The following is a 16,894-nucleotide window of genomic DNA, read 5'->3' on the forward strand; positions in this document are numbered from 1 at the left end:
GGCATGCCGGTGTTTGCGCTGGTGGACTGCAATAATTTTTATGCGTCCTGCGAGCGGGTCTTCGATCCGTCGCTCCGCGGACGTCCGGTGGTGGTGCTGTCGAACAACGACGGTTGCATCGTGTCGCGTTCCAACGAGGCGAAGGCGCTGGGTATTCCCATGGGCGTGCCTTTCCACCAATGGGAAACGCTTATTACACGCAAGGGCGTGCGGGTGTGCTCGTCGAACTATCCGCTGTATGGCGACATGTCGCGGCGGGTGATGGGGGTGCTGGCGGCCAGTGTGCCCGCGATGGAAACGTATTCCATTGACGAGGCGTTTCTTTCGTTGTCCGCCTTTGCGCCGGATGGCCTTTCGGAAATGGCGCGGGAACTGGCCGGGCGGGTGCTCCGTTGGACGGGCATTCCGGTAAGCATCGGGATCGGCCCGACCAAGACGCTGGCCAAGGCGGCCAACAAACTGGCCAAGCGCGGTTTGGGCGCCGGGGGCGTGTTGAACTGGCGCGAGGAACCCGCGGCGGACGAATGCCTGGCCGCTCTTGCCGTGGAGGATGTATGGGGCGTGGGGATGCGTCTCAAGGCGGCGCTGGAACGCATGGGCGTGCGCACCGCGCTCGATCTCGCGCGAATGGACCCGGACCGGCTACGGCGGCGCTTCAACGTATGCGTGATGCGCACGGCCTTGGAACTACGCGGCATGGCCTGTTATCCGCTGGGAAGCGGTCCCCCACTCCGGGAGACGATCGTGTGTTCGCGCACGTTCGGCGGGCCGGTGGCGGATTTCTCGGCGCTGCGCGAGGCCCTTTGCGCGTATACGGTGCGCGCCGCCGAAAAACTGCGGCGGCAACGTTCGCGGGCGCACCTGCTGCATGTGTTTCTAATGACCAATCCGTTCCAGCCGGAAAAGCCCCAATACGCCAATGCGGCATTGCGGACCTTTCCCATGCCCACGTCGCACACCCCCGTCCTGATCCGGGCGGCGGCGGACGGACTGGAAGAAATCTTCCGTTCCGGCTACCACTACAAGCGGGTCGGCGTGACGCTGGCCGGCATCGTGCCGGACAGGCCGGTTCAGGGCGATCTCTTTGCCGCGGACGACGCGCCATCCGACCGGCTCATGCGCACCGTGGACCGGATCAACGGCGAATGGGGCTGCGATACGCTGGTGTTTGCGGCGGCCGGTATCGCCCGCCCATGGAAAATGCGCCAGCGCCGTCTCTCACGGCGGTATACCACCCGATGGAACGAGTTGCCGGTCGCCCGCGCATCGTGACTTATGCGAGCGCGCCGGTGAATGCGTCCAAGCGGACGTGGCCGAACTGCTCCTCGCAAAGCCGGCGGTACAGGGAATCGTTTCGGATAAGGGTTTCATGCGGCCCCTGCTCAATCAGGCGCCCATCGTCGAGAACGACGACAAAATCGCAGTCCACGACTGTCGAGAGACGGTGGGCGATCACCAGCGTCGTGCGCCCGCGCATGAGCGTCTTCAGCGCGTCCTGGATAATGGACTCCGCGCGCGAATCGAGACTGGACGTGGCTTCGTCCAGGATCAGGATGCGCGGGTCGCAGAGAAATGCGCGCGCAATGCTGAGGCGCTGTTTTTGTCCCCCGCTCAGCGTGACGCCGCGCTCGCCGATGGGCGTGTCGTATCCCTGGGGCATCGCTTCGACGAATTCGTCCACATGGGCCATGCGCGCCGCCTGCCGCATCTCTTCATCCGTCGCGCCCGGACGGCCGTAGAGGATGTTCTCGCGGATGGATCCCGCAAACAGGATGGTGTCCTGCAGGACCATGCCGATGTGGCGGCGCAGCGATTTGACGGAAACGTTGCGGATGTCGTGGCCGTCCACGAAAACCGCGCCGCTCCATGCGTCGTAGAATCGCGGCACGAGATTGACGAGCGTCGTTTTGCCGGCTCCGCTGCGGCCCACGATTGCAACGGCTTGTCCCGGTTCGATGGCAAAGGAAATATCCCTCAGGACCGGATTTCCCGGCTGGTACCCAAAAGTGACCTTGTCGAAAACAAGCCTTCCCTCGATGGTCGGCAGCGCCGGCGCGCCGGGGCGATCCTGAATATCCGGTTCGGCGTCCAGCAATTCAAAGACGCGATCCACGGCGGCGAGTTTTTCCTGAATGACCGCGGAACAATCGGCCAGGCGCCGCGTGGGAAGGTATAAATGCTGAATGAATCCGTAAAAAAGGATCAGTTTGGGCAAATAGGCCGCGTCTTGGATGGCGTGGTATCCCCCAAAGCAAATCACAACCAGAGGGCCGAAGGACTGGAGAAATTCCGCGACGGAGGTCAGGGTCGTCCGCAGCCGGAGCCGGGCGATAAACCGGTCGAAATAACGCATCTGCCGATCCCGGAACCGTTCGGCTTCGGCGTCTTCGCGAACGAAAGCCTTGACGACCTGGATGGCGCCCAGTTTCTCGTTCACTTCGCCCGCCATTTCTTCCATCTCCTTCTGGACCTGCGAGGCGGCATGGCGCAATTTCGGATTCATGCGGTAATACACGATGCCGTAGATCGGCAACGTGAACAGACTGACCACCGCGAGTTGCCAGTCCAGAAACAAAAGGAACAGCGCCGTCGCGCACAGGAAAATGGAATCCATGGCGACGTTGATTACCCCATCGCCGAGCAATCCCTGTGCATCGTTCAAGTCGCTGATGATTCGCGCGGTAAGATTGCCCTTGCGCCGCCGGTTATGGAAGGCGAGACTCAACCGCTGAACGTGCCGGAAGACGTCCATGCGAATGTCGAAAATCGTCAAGGAACACGCGCGCGAGGCCCAATAGGAACGCCAATAGGTTATGGGAGTCCGGACGGCCAGCGCGGCTGTAAGCAGTCCCAGAATGATGAACAGCCGGACAATTTTTTCCTTGGCGGACAAGTCGTCCACGATGACATACTTGGTCACGAAACTCAGACTGGCGGGCAGCCCCAAAGCCAGACTGAATTTCAGCACACCGCATCCGATGGACGCCAGGATCAGGCGCCAATAGGGGGTCGAATACCTCAAATACCGCCAAAACGTCGTCTTCCACATGGGAAAAGTATAGCATGTTCACGACCGAAATGGCTCAAACCGATACATCCGCAGACGGCGCGAATGATTGCGGATGTTGGGACCGGCAGGTTCGTGCGTGTGCTCGTACTCGAAATCGCAATCGAATCCCCGAAACCCGTTGAATGAGTAATGTAGCAAGATAACAATTCTATCATAATATTTTACTGCTAGTTACAACGCATTCAACCGGCAAGGACAAGTCTCTCCGGTCAACTACAATTACGATGTCGAGCACAAGCACGAATAGAAACTGGGTTATGGGTACGACCCGCGTCAGGATAATGGGCGGAGATCCTTCCCTCTTTCTGCTTTGCCTGTTTCTCCCTTTCTGTGATCATCTGCTTCATCCGCGGATTATTGTTCTGAAAAGTCAATTTATTTCCTCGTCATGGTAGAGATGGCAGGCAACGCGATGTTCGGGTCCGACGGATCGCGGGTGAGGCGGATTGCCCGCATCACACACCCCCCGGATCGCCTGCGCGCAACGCGGATGAAAGGCGCAGCCCGCCGGAATCGTGAACGGATCCGGCAGCGAACCCGGAATGGACGACAACCGCGAGGCGTTTCCCCTGCCAATACGTGGAATCGAGGCGAGCAGCCCCTTGGTGTACGGGTGCAAGGGATTGTCGAAGATGCCATCCACCGGCGCCTGTTCGACGATGCGCCCCAAGTACATGACCGCGACCTCGTCCGCGGTTTCGGCAATGACGCCGAGGTCGTGGGTTATCATCATCACGGCCATGCCCAGTTCCTGTTGCAAACGGCCAATCAGGTCAAGAATTTGCGCTTGAATGGTCACGTCGAGGGCTGTCGTCGGCTCGTCGGCAATCAGCAGTCGCGGTCGGCATGACAATGCCATGGCAATCATGCATCGTTGGCGCAGACCGCCGGACAACTCGTGCGGATAGGCATCCACACGGCGCTCGGCCATCGGAATACCGGCCAAACGCAGCATTTCTACCGCGCGATCACGCGCTTCCGCCTTGGAGACCGGTTGATGTAGACGGATTCCTTCCATAATCTGATTGCCGACGGTGTGGACAGGCGAGAGCGAGGTCATCGGTTCCTGGAAAATCATCGCGATTTCCGCTCCGCGGATTTTCCGCATCGCGCGGCTCGATGGCGGCAATTGGGCGAGATCGATCGGCGATCCGGCGCCGTTACGCGGCGCAAGCATGATGCGGCCCGCCGTGATGCGTCCACGCGGAGGCAAAATGCCGAGTATCGCCCGCGCCATGATGCTCTTTCCGCAGCCACTCTCGCCGACGATACCCATCGTCCGTTGCGCCGGCAATGCGAGATTGATCCCGTTGACCGCGCGAATCGTCCCTTCCTTCAGGTCAAACCGCACATCGAGGCCACGAATATCAATCAGGCTTTCCATTGTTCATACCGTCACAACAAGGCCTGAAATGCGTCCTGGTAGGCATCCAGATTCCCGTAATCCCGGCGCGCAATCGGCGTGGTTTCGATATCGAATTCGCTGCCAATGGATTCGAGCGACAGGCCTTCGGCGCACATCCAGCCGGTCAGGGCCGCGCCGAACGAGGTCCCTTCCTGGACGTTCGTCAAAACGAATCGTTGTTCGGGGCAGAGCGTGGCAAGCAATTCGCAATACGCCGTATTTTTTGCAAAACCGCCCTCGATGAAAATGGTTGTACCGGGCTTGACGGCGCACCACGACAGCATTTTGCGTGTGGCCAGCGCAAGGCTCAGATTCAATGCGGCATAGTATGCTTGGCCGAGCGGCGTCATGGGCTTGTCCGGCGCGGCCTTGAGCATTTCGATCGGATGTTCCTGGCTGCCGTTGACCACACGCGGTTTCGCGCCGGGAAAGGCGCTGGCGTCGGGCAACACGCCGGGAATCACAAACAACCGTTTTTCCGCCACGACGCGGCGCACGTCGTCCACGCTGGTCCGATCGGCATGGTCCGTAAATGCCCTGAACGTGTCGTATTCCATGCCGGCGGGAAAAATGCACGTTCGCACTGGCCGCCCGAAGACGTCCATGTTGAACAGGACTTTTGCGCGGATTTCGTCGTCCGACAACTCGGCCGTTGGCGAGGGCCGCATCAGCACGCACCAGGTTCCGGTCGAGTTCAACAGGAAATCGTCGTAGCCTCGGGCAAGATAGGGCAGATAATTGGCGTTCGAGTCGTGAATACCGAAGGTGACTTTGCAATCCGCCGGTATTCCGCAATCCGCCGCCCACTCCGGTTTCACGATACCCAGACAATCCCACGCCTGGCCGAATGTTTTGGGGAAAAGGACATCGGCGCCGAGTTTCAAGGCGACATCGCTCCAGGCGTTTCGGGTGAAATCCCACAGATAGCAATGATTGCCCGCGTAGGTCGGCTCCATGCCATACGCGCCGGTCAATTCATGGCCAAGATACCCCGTAAAGAAAAGGGCGTGCCGTGCGGTTGCCCATGCGTCCGGCCGTCTCGTTTTAAGATAATAGAGCACTTTCGCCATGTTCGCGAATCCGACGTCGGGCGTGCCCGTCACGCGGTGCAGCGCCTCGCGGCTGCCGAACTCCGCGTAGAAGGCCTCCTGCACTTCCGAACCCTTTGCGGCGCTGTACGACACAATCGGATGCGCGAGGCGCCCTTCGCCGTCAAGCAAGGCAACCGTCGCGCCGTGCGTTGTAATGGCGATGGCCCGGATCTCGGCCAGTCCGGCCAAGCGCTTCAGGGCATCGCGGAACCACGCCAGCAAGGTATCGGTGTCGTCCACTTCCAGGCCGTCTATTTCCCGTGGTGGCACTTGGCGGCGATCCTCGCCGAGGATATGGAGTTGGCGGTCGTACAGACTCGCCTTTTTGTTCGTTTTACCGACGTCCAATACCGCTACCGCGTTGGGCTTCATTCACGATTCCTCCCCATGGTCGTGTTATGACGGCGCCTGTTCCTGCGCCGGTTGTTCTTCAATTTCCTCGACGGGTGTAAGTTTCAACAATCGTGTATCCCCTGTTTTAAGCGGAATGGCAACCGATTGTTTACGGGGCCATCCGATATCCGGGGACAGCAGATCTTGAATATCGCAGGTCCGGTCGAGATCGAGTAGGCGTTCGCCGCTTTCCTTGGCATGAATGGCCACCAGATTGGGCGCGAAACGGGCCGCATCGAGAAACCGCAACGATCCCGGCTGAAAATAGAGAGGCAACTCGAGTATGCACAGGATCTCACGAAGCATGGCTGTGGAAAGGCCGGGTTCCGCGCAAAAAATGGACGACCACCCCTCCGGAAAGAATCGAACGGCGATGCTGGCCTTGCCCGATGCGCGGTATTTCGCGAGCGCATCCGCCGATGGATCGTCAATGTAGAAAAGCGGCGACCAATCGAGATCCGCGCCAAACGGCTCATCCTTGTTGATCCATCGTCCGGGCAAGAGGGCTTGCGATCCGCTACGCGCTGGACCCTCGAACATTTTGGCTTGTATACGCACCGTCGCCGAAATATTCTCCACCAAGGCCGTTTGGGCGATATAACCGGGCGCGTACAGCCAAATCGCGGCGGCCTTGTTTCGTTCAAGAAGCCGGTGCAATCGCTCGCGGGGGTCCGCATCGAGTTTGAAGGTGTTCAGAAACAGGTAAACATTCGCCGGCGGCGCATGATCGTCCAAGACATCCGAAAGCAAATAATAACGGGCGGGAATGCCGGCGCGGGCGGCGCTGTCGCGGACCTGGCACAGCAAAACTTCGACGTTTTCACGTGCGCCGTGCATATAAAAGCGGCTGTTTTCATCGGCAACGACCGCCAGTAGCGGCTTCGGGAGATCACCCGCCGCGGAATCCGCCTGAATCTGTTGATAAATGGCCTTCATTTTGGCTAAACGCGACCACATTTCGGCATCGTGCAGCCATCCATCCCCTTCGGGGTCCGCCCATGACAAACCTACCCCGTGAATGAGGGCGGTGGTAAAATTGCGTTGCTGAACGGCATAGACGTCTTCGGCGCGCAGATTTTTGGGCCGGGATACTTCGCCCGTCGCCGGATCATAAACCAACCCCGTGCGCGTGTCGTCGAGTAAAATCCATTCCTTGCCATGCAGGCGGGCGCTGTCGGCGGGTCCCATCAATCCGCCCACACCGCCCACGCCGCGGTCAATATACGAAACCGGGCTTATGAATCCGTCTATATCGCCGCGCAGGAGTTTGCCCAGCGCAAAGTGCCCCGAGGCGCTGTCGGTCATTTCGAACGTGTATCCATACGGCGCATAGACCTTGCAGTCCGAACCAGCCAGTTTCTTGACGTGGGCGGCCAGTTCGAGAATGACTTCGGCTGTAATCTCCGAAGTGTAGCGTAAAAAATCCGCGCGCGCCTGCATTTCGCCGACGTCCCAAAACAGGGGACAGATGGCCGGAGAATCGGGCATATCGGGAATGGGCGCCGTGTCGAATGCGGCATTGGCCGCGCCCCACGCCTGCTGAAGGGCGGCCGGTTCCTTGTAAAATGTCTGCAGCCATGATCGGAATCCGCGAACGTTGGCGGGCGACATGTCGTAAATGGAACCGTGGTTCCATCCGCCCTCTTCGAGTCCGCCCATGACATACCCAAGAATGCGTTCCTTTTGCTGCGACGCCTTGACGCCGGTGATAAAACCTTCCAGCGCCGCGCACACGTCCCGCCGCCATGTGGACGAGGCCAGCGATACGGAGACCGGCTCCTGACCAGGCTTCTGTACGATTTCATCCGGATGGGCCAATATCCAGGCGGGAGGCGGATCCACGCGGACATAGAGCATGATGGATGCTTCGGGGTCGGCCTGGCACACCCATGCGATGGGATCGAGAAAAATGTCCGCATCCCCTTCCCAAGGCAAAGGCACATCCACCATGAATTGATGAACGCCGGCCTTGGCGGCCATTCCGATCTCGGCAAGCGCGACACTCTGCCCCGCGCCCGATGGAATATGGATGGAACAATAGACGGGCGGAGGCGGAAGCGCCGAGGTTTCGGATTGCCGCTGCGCCTGTTCCGGCTGCGCCGGTTGCATGGGCCGGTCTTCCGGAAAACGGACTGATTTTTCCCCAAGCCACAAGCCGGCATAGATGGCCGCGCCAATCAGCAGAGCAATCCCCGCGAGGCGCGCATAAATGCCCCAACCGCTACCGCGACCGTGCGCCAACATAATCAGCCATCATGCGCAACGCATCGGCGCGCGCACCCCAGCGATCGAGCGCGCCCAACGCCGACGCGACAAGCTGCTCGACCCGGTTTCGGGCGCCTTCCGCGCCCAGTTGCGACACAAAAGTATCCTTGCCCACGTCCTCCAAACCATTCATGGCATCAAGCAGATCGTCGGTGATTTGAAACGCCAAGCCCAAGTTGCGGGCATAGGATTCCAAGGCTTCCAATCCGGCGGATTCCATGCCGGCCAGCAAGGCGGGCGCTTGGGTGGCGGCCACAAAGAGCGCGGCCGATTTTCCCTGATGCGCTTCCTCGATGGCGTCAATGGAAATTCCGTTGCCCGTCAAGGCCAAATCGGCGTGCTGGCCCGCGACAAGGCCCGAGGTTCCCATGGCCGCCGCCAGACAGGCCATCACATCCGAATTGCCTGCACGGGCGGACAATTCATACGCCTTCGCAATCAATCCCATGACGGCCAACAGAGCCGTCGCCTCCCCGAACGCCACATGCACGCACGGATTACCGCGCCGTTCCGTGGCATTGTCCATGCACGGCAAATCATCCAATATCAACGATGCGTTGTGTATCAGTTCAACCGCGCAAGCACAGGGCATCGCGCGTTCCAAGGGTAGTTCCACCAGTTCGCTGGTGGCCATGCTGAGAATGGGACGCAACCGTTTGCCACTGCCCAAAACCGCGTGCCGCATGGCGGCATGGACGCTTTGCGGCGCCCGGGTGACAGGCGGCAACACTTGGTCAAGCGCCTTGTCAATAAGCACCCGGCGCGCTTCCAAATATGCGTGAAAATCCGTTCGGGTCATGTCATGGCCAAAGCGGCGTCGCCGCACTGTTTCAGTCAAGGTTTTTACTTTGTCGCTCGCGACTTCCATGCGCTACGCGTGGAAGTTTCGAATCAAGAAACCACGTCCCCACGGAACGCCTAAACGAGTTCAACGGCCAGCCAACCGCCGTAGTCGGCCGGTTCGCCGGTTTCCTCGGCATAAAAAATCCGCCGCGCAACAAACTCGAGTTCACCCGCGGATGTTTCGAGAACATATTCATCGCGATCCCGCGTTTCAAAAACGGTTACACGCTGTCCTTGGGCGAGAACTTCGATGGATACGGCGCCGCAGGCAGGATAGCAATTCACACTGACGACCCGCAACCTTCCGGCGTTTACCCTCAACCGCGCGCGTGCGGAGATGGGACGCAGTCCATTGCATTCCGCGTACCAGCCGTTTTCAGGAAATTCGACACCCCGGAAAAACAGGCGATCTTTCCGAATCAGAGGCCAAAACCGGCAACGCGACTGGCCCGCGCGCCAACGCCGCATGCGTTCCCTCGCGGCGCTTGGCGCATAGGTTATGGCCGCGCCCCAAGCACGCATGTGCGCCATGGCGCGCCACCAGGCGCCATCGAGCAGGGCCCGTCCTATCGCGCGCATTTCGCCCACCAGAAACGCCAATTTGACGATTGGCCAGCGCGACAAGGGAAAGTTGCGCATAATCACATACGCCCGGTTGCGCGTGTTCAGGTAATACTTTCGTTTCGCCGCGCCGCCCTTGCCCATGGTCGCGCTGAATTTATGCCGCACCCGGGCCGAGGGGCAGGTCAGCACCTGGTACCCCGCATTCCAGATCCGCAAGCCCAGATCGAGATCGTCAAGATAAATATCGAAATCCACGGGAAGAACCCCTGCCTTGCGCAGGGCCTCCACGCGGAAAAAAGCCGCCCCGCCGCAGGCCGCCAACACCGGTACCACCTCGTCCCACCGCGGACCATCCAATCGCCCAATCCCACGATCCCATGATGAAGCGATAATCGAGCATTCCACGCCTATCGAATTGAGAATCGCCGGATTGTCATACATCAGCATCTTCGGCGCAAGAGCGCCCGCTTCGGGATGCGCCTCGGCCATCGCCACCAGATTGGCGACGGCGCCGGGCTCTGTGGCGGTATCGTTGTTCAACAGGAAAATATAGTCGGCGCCCGCCTTCATGGCGAATTCAATGCCCGCATTGTTTCCGCGCGACCAACCGACGTTTTCCGGCAGTTCGAGAATGTCCACTCTTGGATCGTTTCCGTACCGTTCGCGAACGAAGGCAACGGATCCGTCCGTGCTGGCGTTGTCAATCAGTACAAACCGGGTCTTGGGATACGAACCGGCCAGAAGCGAGTCAAAACACTCGGCCAGATGCCCGATGCCGTTCCAGTTGATTACCAGAACATATGTCAGCGGCTGCCTCATGGCGCGCTCCATGCAATGCGCTACCCCTCTTCGATATGGATCGGTCCCCGTACAACCCGGCGATCAAACGCTTGACGCCGATCGGTAAAAATCCGTTCCGCCATCCGGCGCACTTGCAGCCTCAGCCAGAGATCCGTCTGGCTGCCTGGACGATAATCGGCGGGACCGTAGGCGTCCACGCGCCCCTGCTCCTGCAAGGCAACCGCCTGGGCAAACTGCTCGCGGGAATCCGGGTCGTATACCGCATAGGCCAAGCCGCCTTCTTTGCGCACAACCGAAAACGACGGTATGTCGCTGGGGCCGTCCGCGATATAAATCATGTTCCTGAACGGGACGCGCCGCTCTTCTTCCGGGAGTCGATCATTGACCGAAATGCCTTCATAACGATTCACGCCCTTGTTGATTTCGAATAGGGCCCGTGTCTTGGTCGTATGATCAAGAAACCCCGCAATTTGGCTGATTACCCCGGATTCCGGTTGGCTCGAGGCATCGAAACCGGGGGCCGCCGGAGTCTCGATAAATTCACTGGCCCAGATTCCCGCCAACTTCGGGGCAATAGTCGAACCCTGGATCATCTCCTTCAGTCCCGTGCTGACCACATAGTGTTCGACATGCAATCCCAGTTCTTGAAACGGATCGCCGGCCAAATCGCTCCCCAGGCGGTCGAACAACTCCGGTATGCCCGGGAAAAAAACGATACTCCCGCCGCACTCCCGCAACTTTGCATTCGTCAGACCCGGCATGCGCCCGTGTTGCACATACGACAACAAATGCCCCAAGTAGCAGGTATCCCGCTGTACGCAAACACCCGCCCGTGCATAATATGACGGCAACGCGGCCACCTCCGCCCAAAATGCCCGTTCGTCAATCCCATAGGCATTGAAAAGCGGTGTTTGCATGTAATGCGGGGACAGGGTCTTGTCGAAATCCCAAATGATCGCAATGACGTTTTGTGTAAACAGGCTCTTTTCACTCATGGACGCATGGTACTAAAGCGCGGCTCATGATTCCAAGGCACGCAAAACCGCCATCGCATCCCGACACAATATCGGTGTGGAAGCAAAAACGCCGGATTGCACCGAATTACACGAAGAAGGGATTGTATTGGCGTTCGATGGCAATGGTGCTGGCAGGTCCATGACCGGGATACACGGCATAGTCGTCCGGCAAGGTGAGCACGTGTTTTCGGAGATGTTCGATTTGCTGCTTGGCGGCCCGTGGAGAAGCGGTCCCGCCGACACTTCCAGCAAACAGAGCGTCGCCAGTAAAAACAAGACCCTCGAACGCGAGACTGAGGCTGTCGCTCGTGTGGCCGGGAGTAGCCAGCACCCGTCCTTCAAGACGTCCTACGCGAATAATACCGCCATGCTCCACCGGTCGCGACTTGGAACAGCCCGATTGGCCGTGCCCACCATAGACCACGGCATCGGAATAGGCGATTGCGTCGTCGAGTCCGTTGGTATGGTCGTAATGGTCGTGCGTCAGGAAGATCGCCGCCAGTTTGAGCCGTTGTTCGTCGAGGAAATCTTTAATCCGTCCATCAAAATCACCGGCGTCAACCAGAAGGGCCTCACGGTCGTGTTCGCAACCGATCACGTAAGCGTTGGCCTCGTTTACATTCAACAGAAAAGCGCGGAAAATCATCGGCGGATGCCTTCCAGATTGGCGTTTTCGAAATTGGCGTTCCCTTCCGCGCCCGTGAAAGACGCGCCGGCCAGATTGGCGCGCCGGAAAATCGTTCGTTCAATGCACGCATAATCGAACACGGCATCGGGAAAATTCGCGTTGCCGGGCCGGGCATAGTAGAGGTTGGCGCGAATGAATCGCGCGCGGGGTCCCTGTGCGCCGACCAGGTTCGATCGTCGAAGGTTGGCGCCTTCAAAATCCGCGCCGGCCAAATCGGCGCCGCCCAGCACGGCCAACTCCAAGTTTGCGTTGGCCAGGATCGCTCCACGCAGATTGGCGAAATCAAGGAAACAGCGAGTCAGGTCGGCGTCGCGCAGATCGGCGCCGGAAAGATTTGCGCCGGACAGCCGCGCCCCGCTGAAATTCGCGCCGCGCAGATCCCGTCCGGAAAGATCGATCCCCGCCAGCCAGGCGCCTGCGGCGTTGCCAAGATGAAGCACCCGGAGGAATCCCGCCGGATCGTCCAGATGCGCCCAACACCGTCGTTCACCGGTCAACGCGGGAGAAAGGCATCCACCCTCGTCGCACAGATAAGGTTGATGGAGTGTACTAGACATGTTACCGCTCCAGTTCCTTGAGACGCGTTTGGATCCAGTCGCCATAAAAGCCAAATTCACGAACCGACGCGGCGATTTCGATAGGCGACACCTCGCTGGCAAGGTAGTAGTCCACCAGCGCGAACTGTTCCTCATGGCCTTCGCCTGTAAGCGCCAGCGCGCCGTGCGACATCTGCATGTTGGCCCGTAACGCCCAGGGAATCGCCTTCGGCGTTGGTTTGCCGCAAATGGAAAAGACGCGAATCATCGGCGGGCCGTTCTCCGCGGCGTACCGGGAAACGAATACGCGATGTTCATGACCATTGGGCAGTTTTACGTCCGCGACAAATCCCTGAACGTGCATGGTGACCGTAACTTCGGGCGATTCAGAGCAGGCCTGCGCCAATTCCTCAAGCGAATGTTCGACAGAGGCGCTGCCCTTCTTGACGTCCTGAACGCAGGAACAGACCTTCGCCACATATTTCTCCACGGCGTTGCGCACATCCTCATCCGTGTCATTTCGGTGCCGGATCAAGGCCACCAACGAACGCACAAGCACTTCGCCGAGAAATGCCGAGGCGTCGCGCCGGTTGACCCACCCTGCTTTCGGATTTGACAAGACCTCCGCCGCCCGCTCAATTTGTTCGAACATGGCACACCTCCCGCCGCGAACTTATTCTACCAATTTCAAACACCATCGGACAACCGGAGATTCCCTAAAAGGACCGCCCGACACCGGGATGATTCAGTTACGCTCGGGTTTGGCGTCGCGCTGCATGAGCGCGGCAATCGCCCGGCGTGGTTCTTCGCCATGAAACAGGACGGCACGGACCCGTTCCGTGATGGGCATTTCAATGCCTTGTCTTTGGGCCAAATCGCAGGCAGACTGGGCCGTGCGCACCCCCTCGGCAACCGTCTGCATTTTTCCCAGGATGCCGGCAATCGTTTCGCCGCGTCCAATGCGTTCACCGAGAGCCCGGTTTCGCGAGTGTCGGCTGGCGCAGGTCACCACCAGATCGCCCAGCCCGCTCAATCCGGCGAAGGTAAGGGGATCGGCGCCCATTGACACGCCCAATCGGGCAATCTCGGCCAGTCCGCGGGTCATCAGGGCCGCTTTGGCGTTATCTCCCAATCCAAGCCCGTCACATACGCCCGCGGCAATTGCCATGACGTTTTTCAGCGCTCCGCCCAATTCGACACCCACCAAATCACTTGAGGTATAGACACGAAACGTATCCGTCATGAATATCTTCTGCACTTGTACCGCGACCGCCTCGTCGTGGCTGGCTGCCACAAGGGAGGCGGGTAGACCGCGCCCCACTTCCTCGGCATGGCTTGGCCCGGACAAGACGGCAATCGGACCTTTTCCGCCGGTTTCGGCTATAACCTCGCTCATTCGTCGAAGGGTATCGTTCTCAATCCCCTTGGTTACGCTGACCTGTATCGCGCCGGACGGCATGGGATGCGTTTCGAGCACCGACCGCATGGCATGCGATGGGACCGCCAGCACAACCATATCGGCATCGTCCACCGGTTCCGACACGACCGCCACTGATGCCGGCAACACGACATCCGGAAGCAATTCGGGGCGTTGCCGGTTTTCGCGCAAAGAAACCGCGACCTGCGGACGCCGGCACCACAAAGAAACGCCGTGCCCCTTCAATCCAAGCAGACGCGCCAAGGCCAGGCCCCATGCGCCCGCTCCCATGATGCAAATATTCATCGTGTTTTTTCCCGTAAAAAAACCGCACATCACGGAGGAGGCCAATAACGATCGGCCCTTTGATGCGGTTATGGCAGAATTGCCAGTTGGCCGCGATTGAGAATCAGCAATTCACCGTTTTTGGCCAGCGTTACCGTTTGGCGTTCCGGATTGTACTCGGAAGCGATCCAATCGCCGTAGACCATCTCGCCAAGCCCAAGATCCAGGAAAGCGATCTTACCATCCGGCGGATAAAGCACCAATGAAAACCTCGGACCTCTAGACTCCCCATTAACGATACCCCGAAGTTCGACTTTTGCCCCTTCTTGCATCGGTTCCGAGGACGTGGACACGCCTGTTTCAGCGGGAACCGGAGTAGACGAAAGCGATTCCGTTGCGGGTGATTCGGCTGTTTTTTCAGGAATTTCAGGAAGCGTAAAGGAAACGACGGCGGCATCGTTTCCCGTATTTCGCGCACGCAGGCTGGCCCGGTAAATCCCCGGCTTCAGGGAATGGTGGAATAGGGCTGTTTCACCGGGAGCGACCTGCCGCACATCGTGCGGTTTGAGAAATGATACATCTTCCCATGTCATGTCGTTCCGGAAGCGTTCCAATAGGTAAATGGTGGCGTTTCGGCCGGTTCCCGGCCCAATCAATACCGGCCGCTTCCCTTTGTTGTTCACGGCAACGCTGACCTCATACGCGCCATCCGATTGCGCGGCCTTATCGCTCCATGTAACAGAAAGTTCCGGACGCGGTCCGCGCAATCCGGCCCAATCCGTTGAAATGCCCAAGATCGCTGTTCCGCAAATGCAGCAGGCCACCGGAATGATGACGCGTGCAATTCGGTACGGCGCCAACGCCACGGTTGCGGCCACAAGCACGCTCAAATCGGCCGCAAGCATCAGAAGTATTCCCGGCCGGTAGATCCAAGGAAGCCCCTGGCGGAAACGCACGGCCGCAGCGCCGGTTCCGTATTGGGCTTCATGAATAAAACCCGCCGCTGCCACGGTCACCCCAAGCCAGAGCATCGTCAGCGCCACCCCACGCGTCATACGCCACGGAAGCGCTCCCGCCAGCGTAACCAACACCCCCACCAAGATGGGAAGCGTCATGGCCCAGTGGGCCGTCTGGCCGCGGAACAAATGTTCCTGATAGGCACGGACCGGCGACAAGTCGTCCACCACCGGAAGGAAAACGCTCAGACCCAGCGCAATGGCGGCCGACCATGCGATCCAAGAATCCGTGTCGCTTCCCATACCCGGCGGAACGACGGGCCGGGCCATGCGCCGAATAAGCGAACCGTGTGGTGACGGCACGTCTTGCGGCGCGCTGGCAATCAACGCGCGGGCGATGACGCTGTGAACGCTGGCACAGTCGTTCTGGGCACGCACCATATCGCGCTCGAGGGAATTATGCAATGAGATGTCAATCGTGCCCTCTTTCAATTGCCGCGCAAGCCGGTCGCGGGCGGCTTGGATGGTTTGCACATCACCGGCATAGTCGGCGCTGAGTTGTTCGAGGCGTTTGCGGCGGAAGGTGACCTCCGCGTCGGCCCGCGCCTTTTCGGCTTGCGCATGGGCGCGGCAATCCGCGAGCACCGAAGCGGACATGGAAGCGCCGGTCCGAAGCCGCTTGGTCTCGTTCAATCGTAGTTCGGCCCGTTCGCGGCGCAGCAACGCCTCGCGCAGGGCGCTGATATGTTCGTCGAACAAGGAGCGGGAATGGCTCGTTTCGGACGGCAAGACAGGCTGAAAACCGGATTCGGGAATGGCGTCCAACGAGACATTGGCGTATCCGCCCGCCGTGTGCGGATCGGTCACCGTCAGCCAGCCCCGGATGTTTTGCTGAAGACGTTCCAAGTGATCGCGCCGGTGGCGGAGGCGGTCCACCGTGTCCCGAAATGCTTCAAGCGACGTCTCGCCAATTCGAAGCGACAATCCCGCCTGAACAATCTTTTCGCTTGTGCTGGAAAGTTCAATGGCGGTTTCCATGAGCCGCTGGCGGAGATGATCGTCCAATTCGGCCCGCGCGTCCCGAACCCGGGCGATATAGGCATTCAGGGCCGCCGGATCGTCGCCGGCGAGAATCCCGCCCTCGCCGGCTTTCATGGCCGCCGCCTGACTTTGCAGTTTATGCGACAGGCTGCACAAAACCCGCAACGGTTCGAGAATATCGAGGATGGCCGCGCTGACCAGATCCGACCGATCGCCCAGCTCGATACCTTCCGCCTCGTCGGACGGCGCGGCTTTCGGCGCCACGCCGTTTTTTTTACGGGAAGGCTTCCGAAGGAATTCCGGGCGATCCTTGAGATAGACCTCCGTAGTGCCGGGCGCCAACTCGCCTTTGGTGGGAATACGAATGCGCTGGCGGCAGGCGACACATTTCCCCGGCAGTCCGAACATGGATTCGGACACCTTCATTTTCTGACCGCAGATACAATAGATCCGGATCTCGGCAGGCTTGTCGCTGCCCATGAATACCTTCCCATTCAAAAGTCTTGCTTGCACGCTTCATGTA

General features: G+C 59.5%; 13 protein-coding genes. 1 reads left to right on the top strand and 12 read right to left on the bottom strand.

The annotated features are described in order from the left end of the window. Window positions 1–3: 3 nt before the first annotated feature. Window positions 4–1,272, top strand: a complete 1,269-nt coding sequence (locus tag P5540_14580) for a Y-family DNA polymerase (protein ID HRT66040.1) — start codon at window positions 4–6, stop codon at window positions 1,270–1,272. 1 nt (window position 1,273) lies between these two features. Here the strand turns inward: P5540_14580 and P5540_14585 are convergent, their stop codons facing one another. The 12 genes from P5540_14585 to P5540_14640 form a co-directional block, all read right to left on the bottom strand. Continuing rightward, the gene (locus P5540_14585) at window positions 1,274–3,049 is read right to left on the bottom strand and encodes an ABC transporter ATP-binding protein (protein HRT66041.1); all 1,776 of its coding nucleotides are present in this window, start codon (window positions 3,047–3,049) and stop codon (window positions 1,274–1,276) included. Window positions 3,050–3,440: 391 nt separating this feature from the next. Further along, complete coding sequence (locus P5540_14590) at window positions 3,441–4,454, bottom strand: ABC transporter ATP-binding protein (protein ID HRT66042.1); 1,014 nt, start codon at window positions 4,452–4,454, stop codon at window positions 3,441–3,443. Between the two features lie 11 nt (window positions 4,455–4,465). Next, window positions 4,466–5,938, bottom strand: a complete 1,473-nt coding sequence (locus tag P5540_14595) for an FGGY family carbohydrate kinase (protein HRT66043.1) — start codon at window positions 5,936–5,938, stop codon at window positions 4,466–4,468. Window positions 5,939–5,962: 24 nt separating this feature from the next. Beyond that, on the bottom strand, window positions 5,963–8,203 hold the full coding sequence (locus P5540_14600) for a hypothetical protein (protein ID HRT66044.1): 2,241 nt from the start codon (window positions 8,201–8,203) through the stop codon (window positions 5,963–5,965). Next, entirely contained in the window at window positions 8,181–8,981 is an 801-nt protein-coding gene (locus P5540_14605) for a polyprenyl synthetase family protein (protein ID HRT66045.1), read from the bottom strand. The genes P5540_14600 and P5540_14605 overlap by 23 nt, the downstream gene beginning before the upstream one ends. A 161-nt stretch (window positions 8,982–9,142) precedes the next feature. Continuing rightward, window positions 9,143–10,450 (bottom strand): glycosyltransferase family 2 protein, encoded by a 1,308-nt coding sequence (locus tag P5540_14610; protein HRT66046.1) that lies wholly within the window; start codon window positions 10,448–10,450, stop codon window positions 9,143–9,145. A 20-nt stretch (window positions 10,451–10,470) separates the two neighbouring features. Continuing rightward, entirely contained in the window at window positions 10,471–11,427 is a 957-nt protein-coding gene (locus P5540_14615; protein ID HRT66047.1) for a haloacid dehalogenase-like hydrolase, read from the bottom strand. A 106-nt stretch (window positions 11,428–11,533) separates the two neighbouring features. Further along, a complete protein-coding gene (locus P5540_14620; GenBank protein HRT66048.1) occupies window positions 11,534–12,094 on the bottom strand; it encodes an MBL fold metallo-hydrolase in 561 nt (186 codons plus the stop codon). After that, on the bottom strand, window positions 12,091–12,693 hold the full coding sequence (locus P5540_14625) for a pentapeptide repeat-containing protein (protein ID HRT66049.1): 603 nt from the start codon (window positions 12,691–12,693) through the stop codon (window positions 12,091–12,093). The genes P5540_14620 and P5540_14625 overlap by 4 nt, the downstream gene beginning before the upstream one ends. 1 nt (window position 12,694) lies before the next feature. Further along, entirely contained in the window at window positions 12,695–13,324 is a 630-nt protein-coding gene (locus P5540_14630) for a hypothetical protein (protein ID HRT66050.1), read from the bottom strand. Between the two features lie 93 nt (window positions 13,325–13,417). Beyond that, window positions 13,418–14,395 carry an NAD(P)H-dependent glycerol-3-phosphate dehydrogenase gene (locus P5540_14635; GenBank protein HRT66051.1) on the bottom strand — a complete coding sequence of 326 codons (978 nt, stop codon included), beginning with the start codon at window positions 14,393–14,395 and terminating at the stop codon, window positions 13,418–13,420. A gap of 68 nt (window positions 14,396–14,463) precedes the next feature. Then, window positions 14,464–16,851, bottom strand: coding sequence for a hypothetical protein (locus P5540_14640; GenBank protein ID HRT66052.1), 2,388 nt, complete (start codon window positions 16,849–16,851; stop codon window positions 14,464–14,466). Window positions 16,852–16,894 lie beyond the last annotated feature (43 nt).

This window comes from Candidatus Hydrogenedentota bacterium, from assembly GCA_035450225.1.
In the GTDB taxonomy this organism is placed as follows: domain Bacteria; phylum Hydrogenedentota; class Hydrogenedentia; order Hydrogenedentales; family SLHB01; genus DSVR01.

Coding starts and splice junctions, on each gene's coding strand:
- P5540_14580 (HRT66040.1), top strand. CDS start 4: ATGCCGGTGTTTGCGCTGGTGGACTGCAATAATTTTTATGCGTCCTGC.
- P5540_14585 (HRT66041.1), bottom strand. CDS start 3,049: ATGTGGAAGACGACGTTTTGGCGGTATTTGAGGTATTCGACCCCCTAT.
- P5540_14590 (HRT66042.1), bottom strand. CDS start 4,454: ATGGAAAGCCTGATTGATATTCGTGGCCTCGATGTGCGGTTTGACCTG.
- P5540_14595 (HRT66043.1), bottom strand. CDS start 5,938: ATGAAGCCCAACGCGGTAGCGGTATTGGACGTCGGTAAAACGAACAAA.
- P5540_14600 (HRT66044.1), bottom strand. CDS start 8,203: ATGTTGGCGCACGGTCGCGGTAGCGGTTGGGGCATTTATGCGCGCCTC.
- P5540_14610 (HRT66046.1), bottom strand. CDS start 10,450: ATGAGGCAGCCGCTGACATATGTTCTGGTAATCAACTGGAACGGCATC.
- P5540_14615 (HRT66047.1), bottom strand. CDS start 11,427: ATGAGTGAAAAGAGCCTGTTTACACAAAACGTCATTGCGATCATTTGG.
- P5540_14620 (HRT66048.1), bottom strand. CDS start 12,094: ATGATTTTCCGCGCTTTTCTGTTGAATGTAAACGAGGCCAACGCTTAC.
- P5540_14625 (HRT66049.1), bottom strand. CDS start 12,693: ATGTCTAGTACACTCCATCAACCTTATCTGTGCGACGAGGGTGGATGC.
- P5540_14630 (HRT66050.1), bottom strand. CDS start 13,324: ATGTTCGAACAAATTGAGCGGGCGGCGGAGGTCTTGTCAAATCCGAAA.
- P5540_14635 (HRT66051.1), bottom strand. CDS start 14,395: ATGAATATTTGCATCATGGGAGCGGGCGCATGGGGCCTGGCCTTGGCG.
- P5540_14640 (HRT66052.1), bottom strand. CDS start 16,851: ATGGGCAGCGACAAGCCTGCCGAGATCCGGATCTATTGTATCTGCGGT.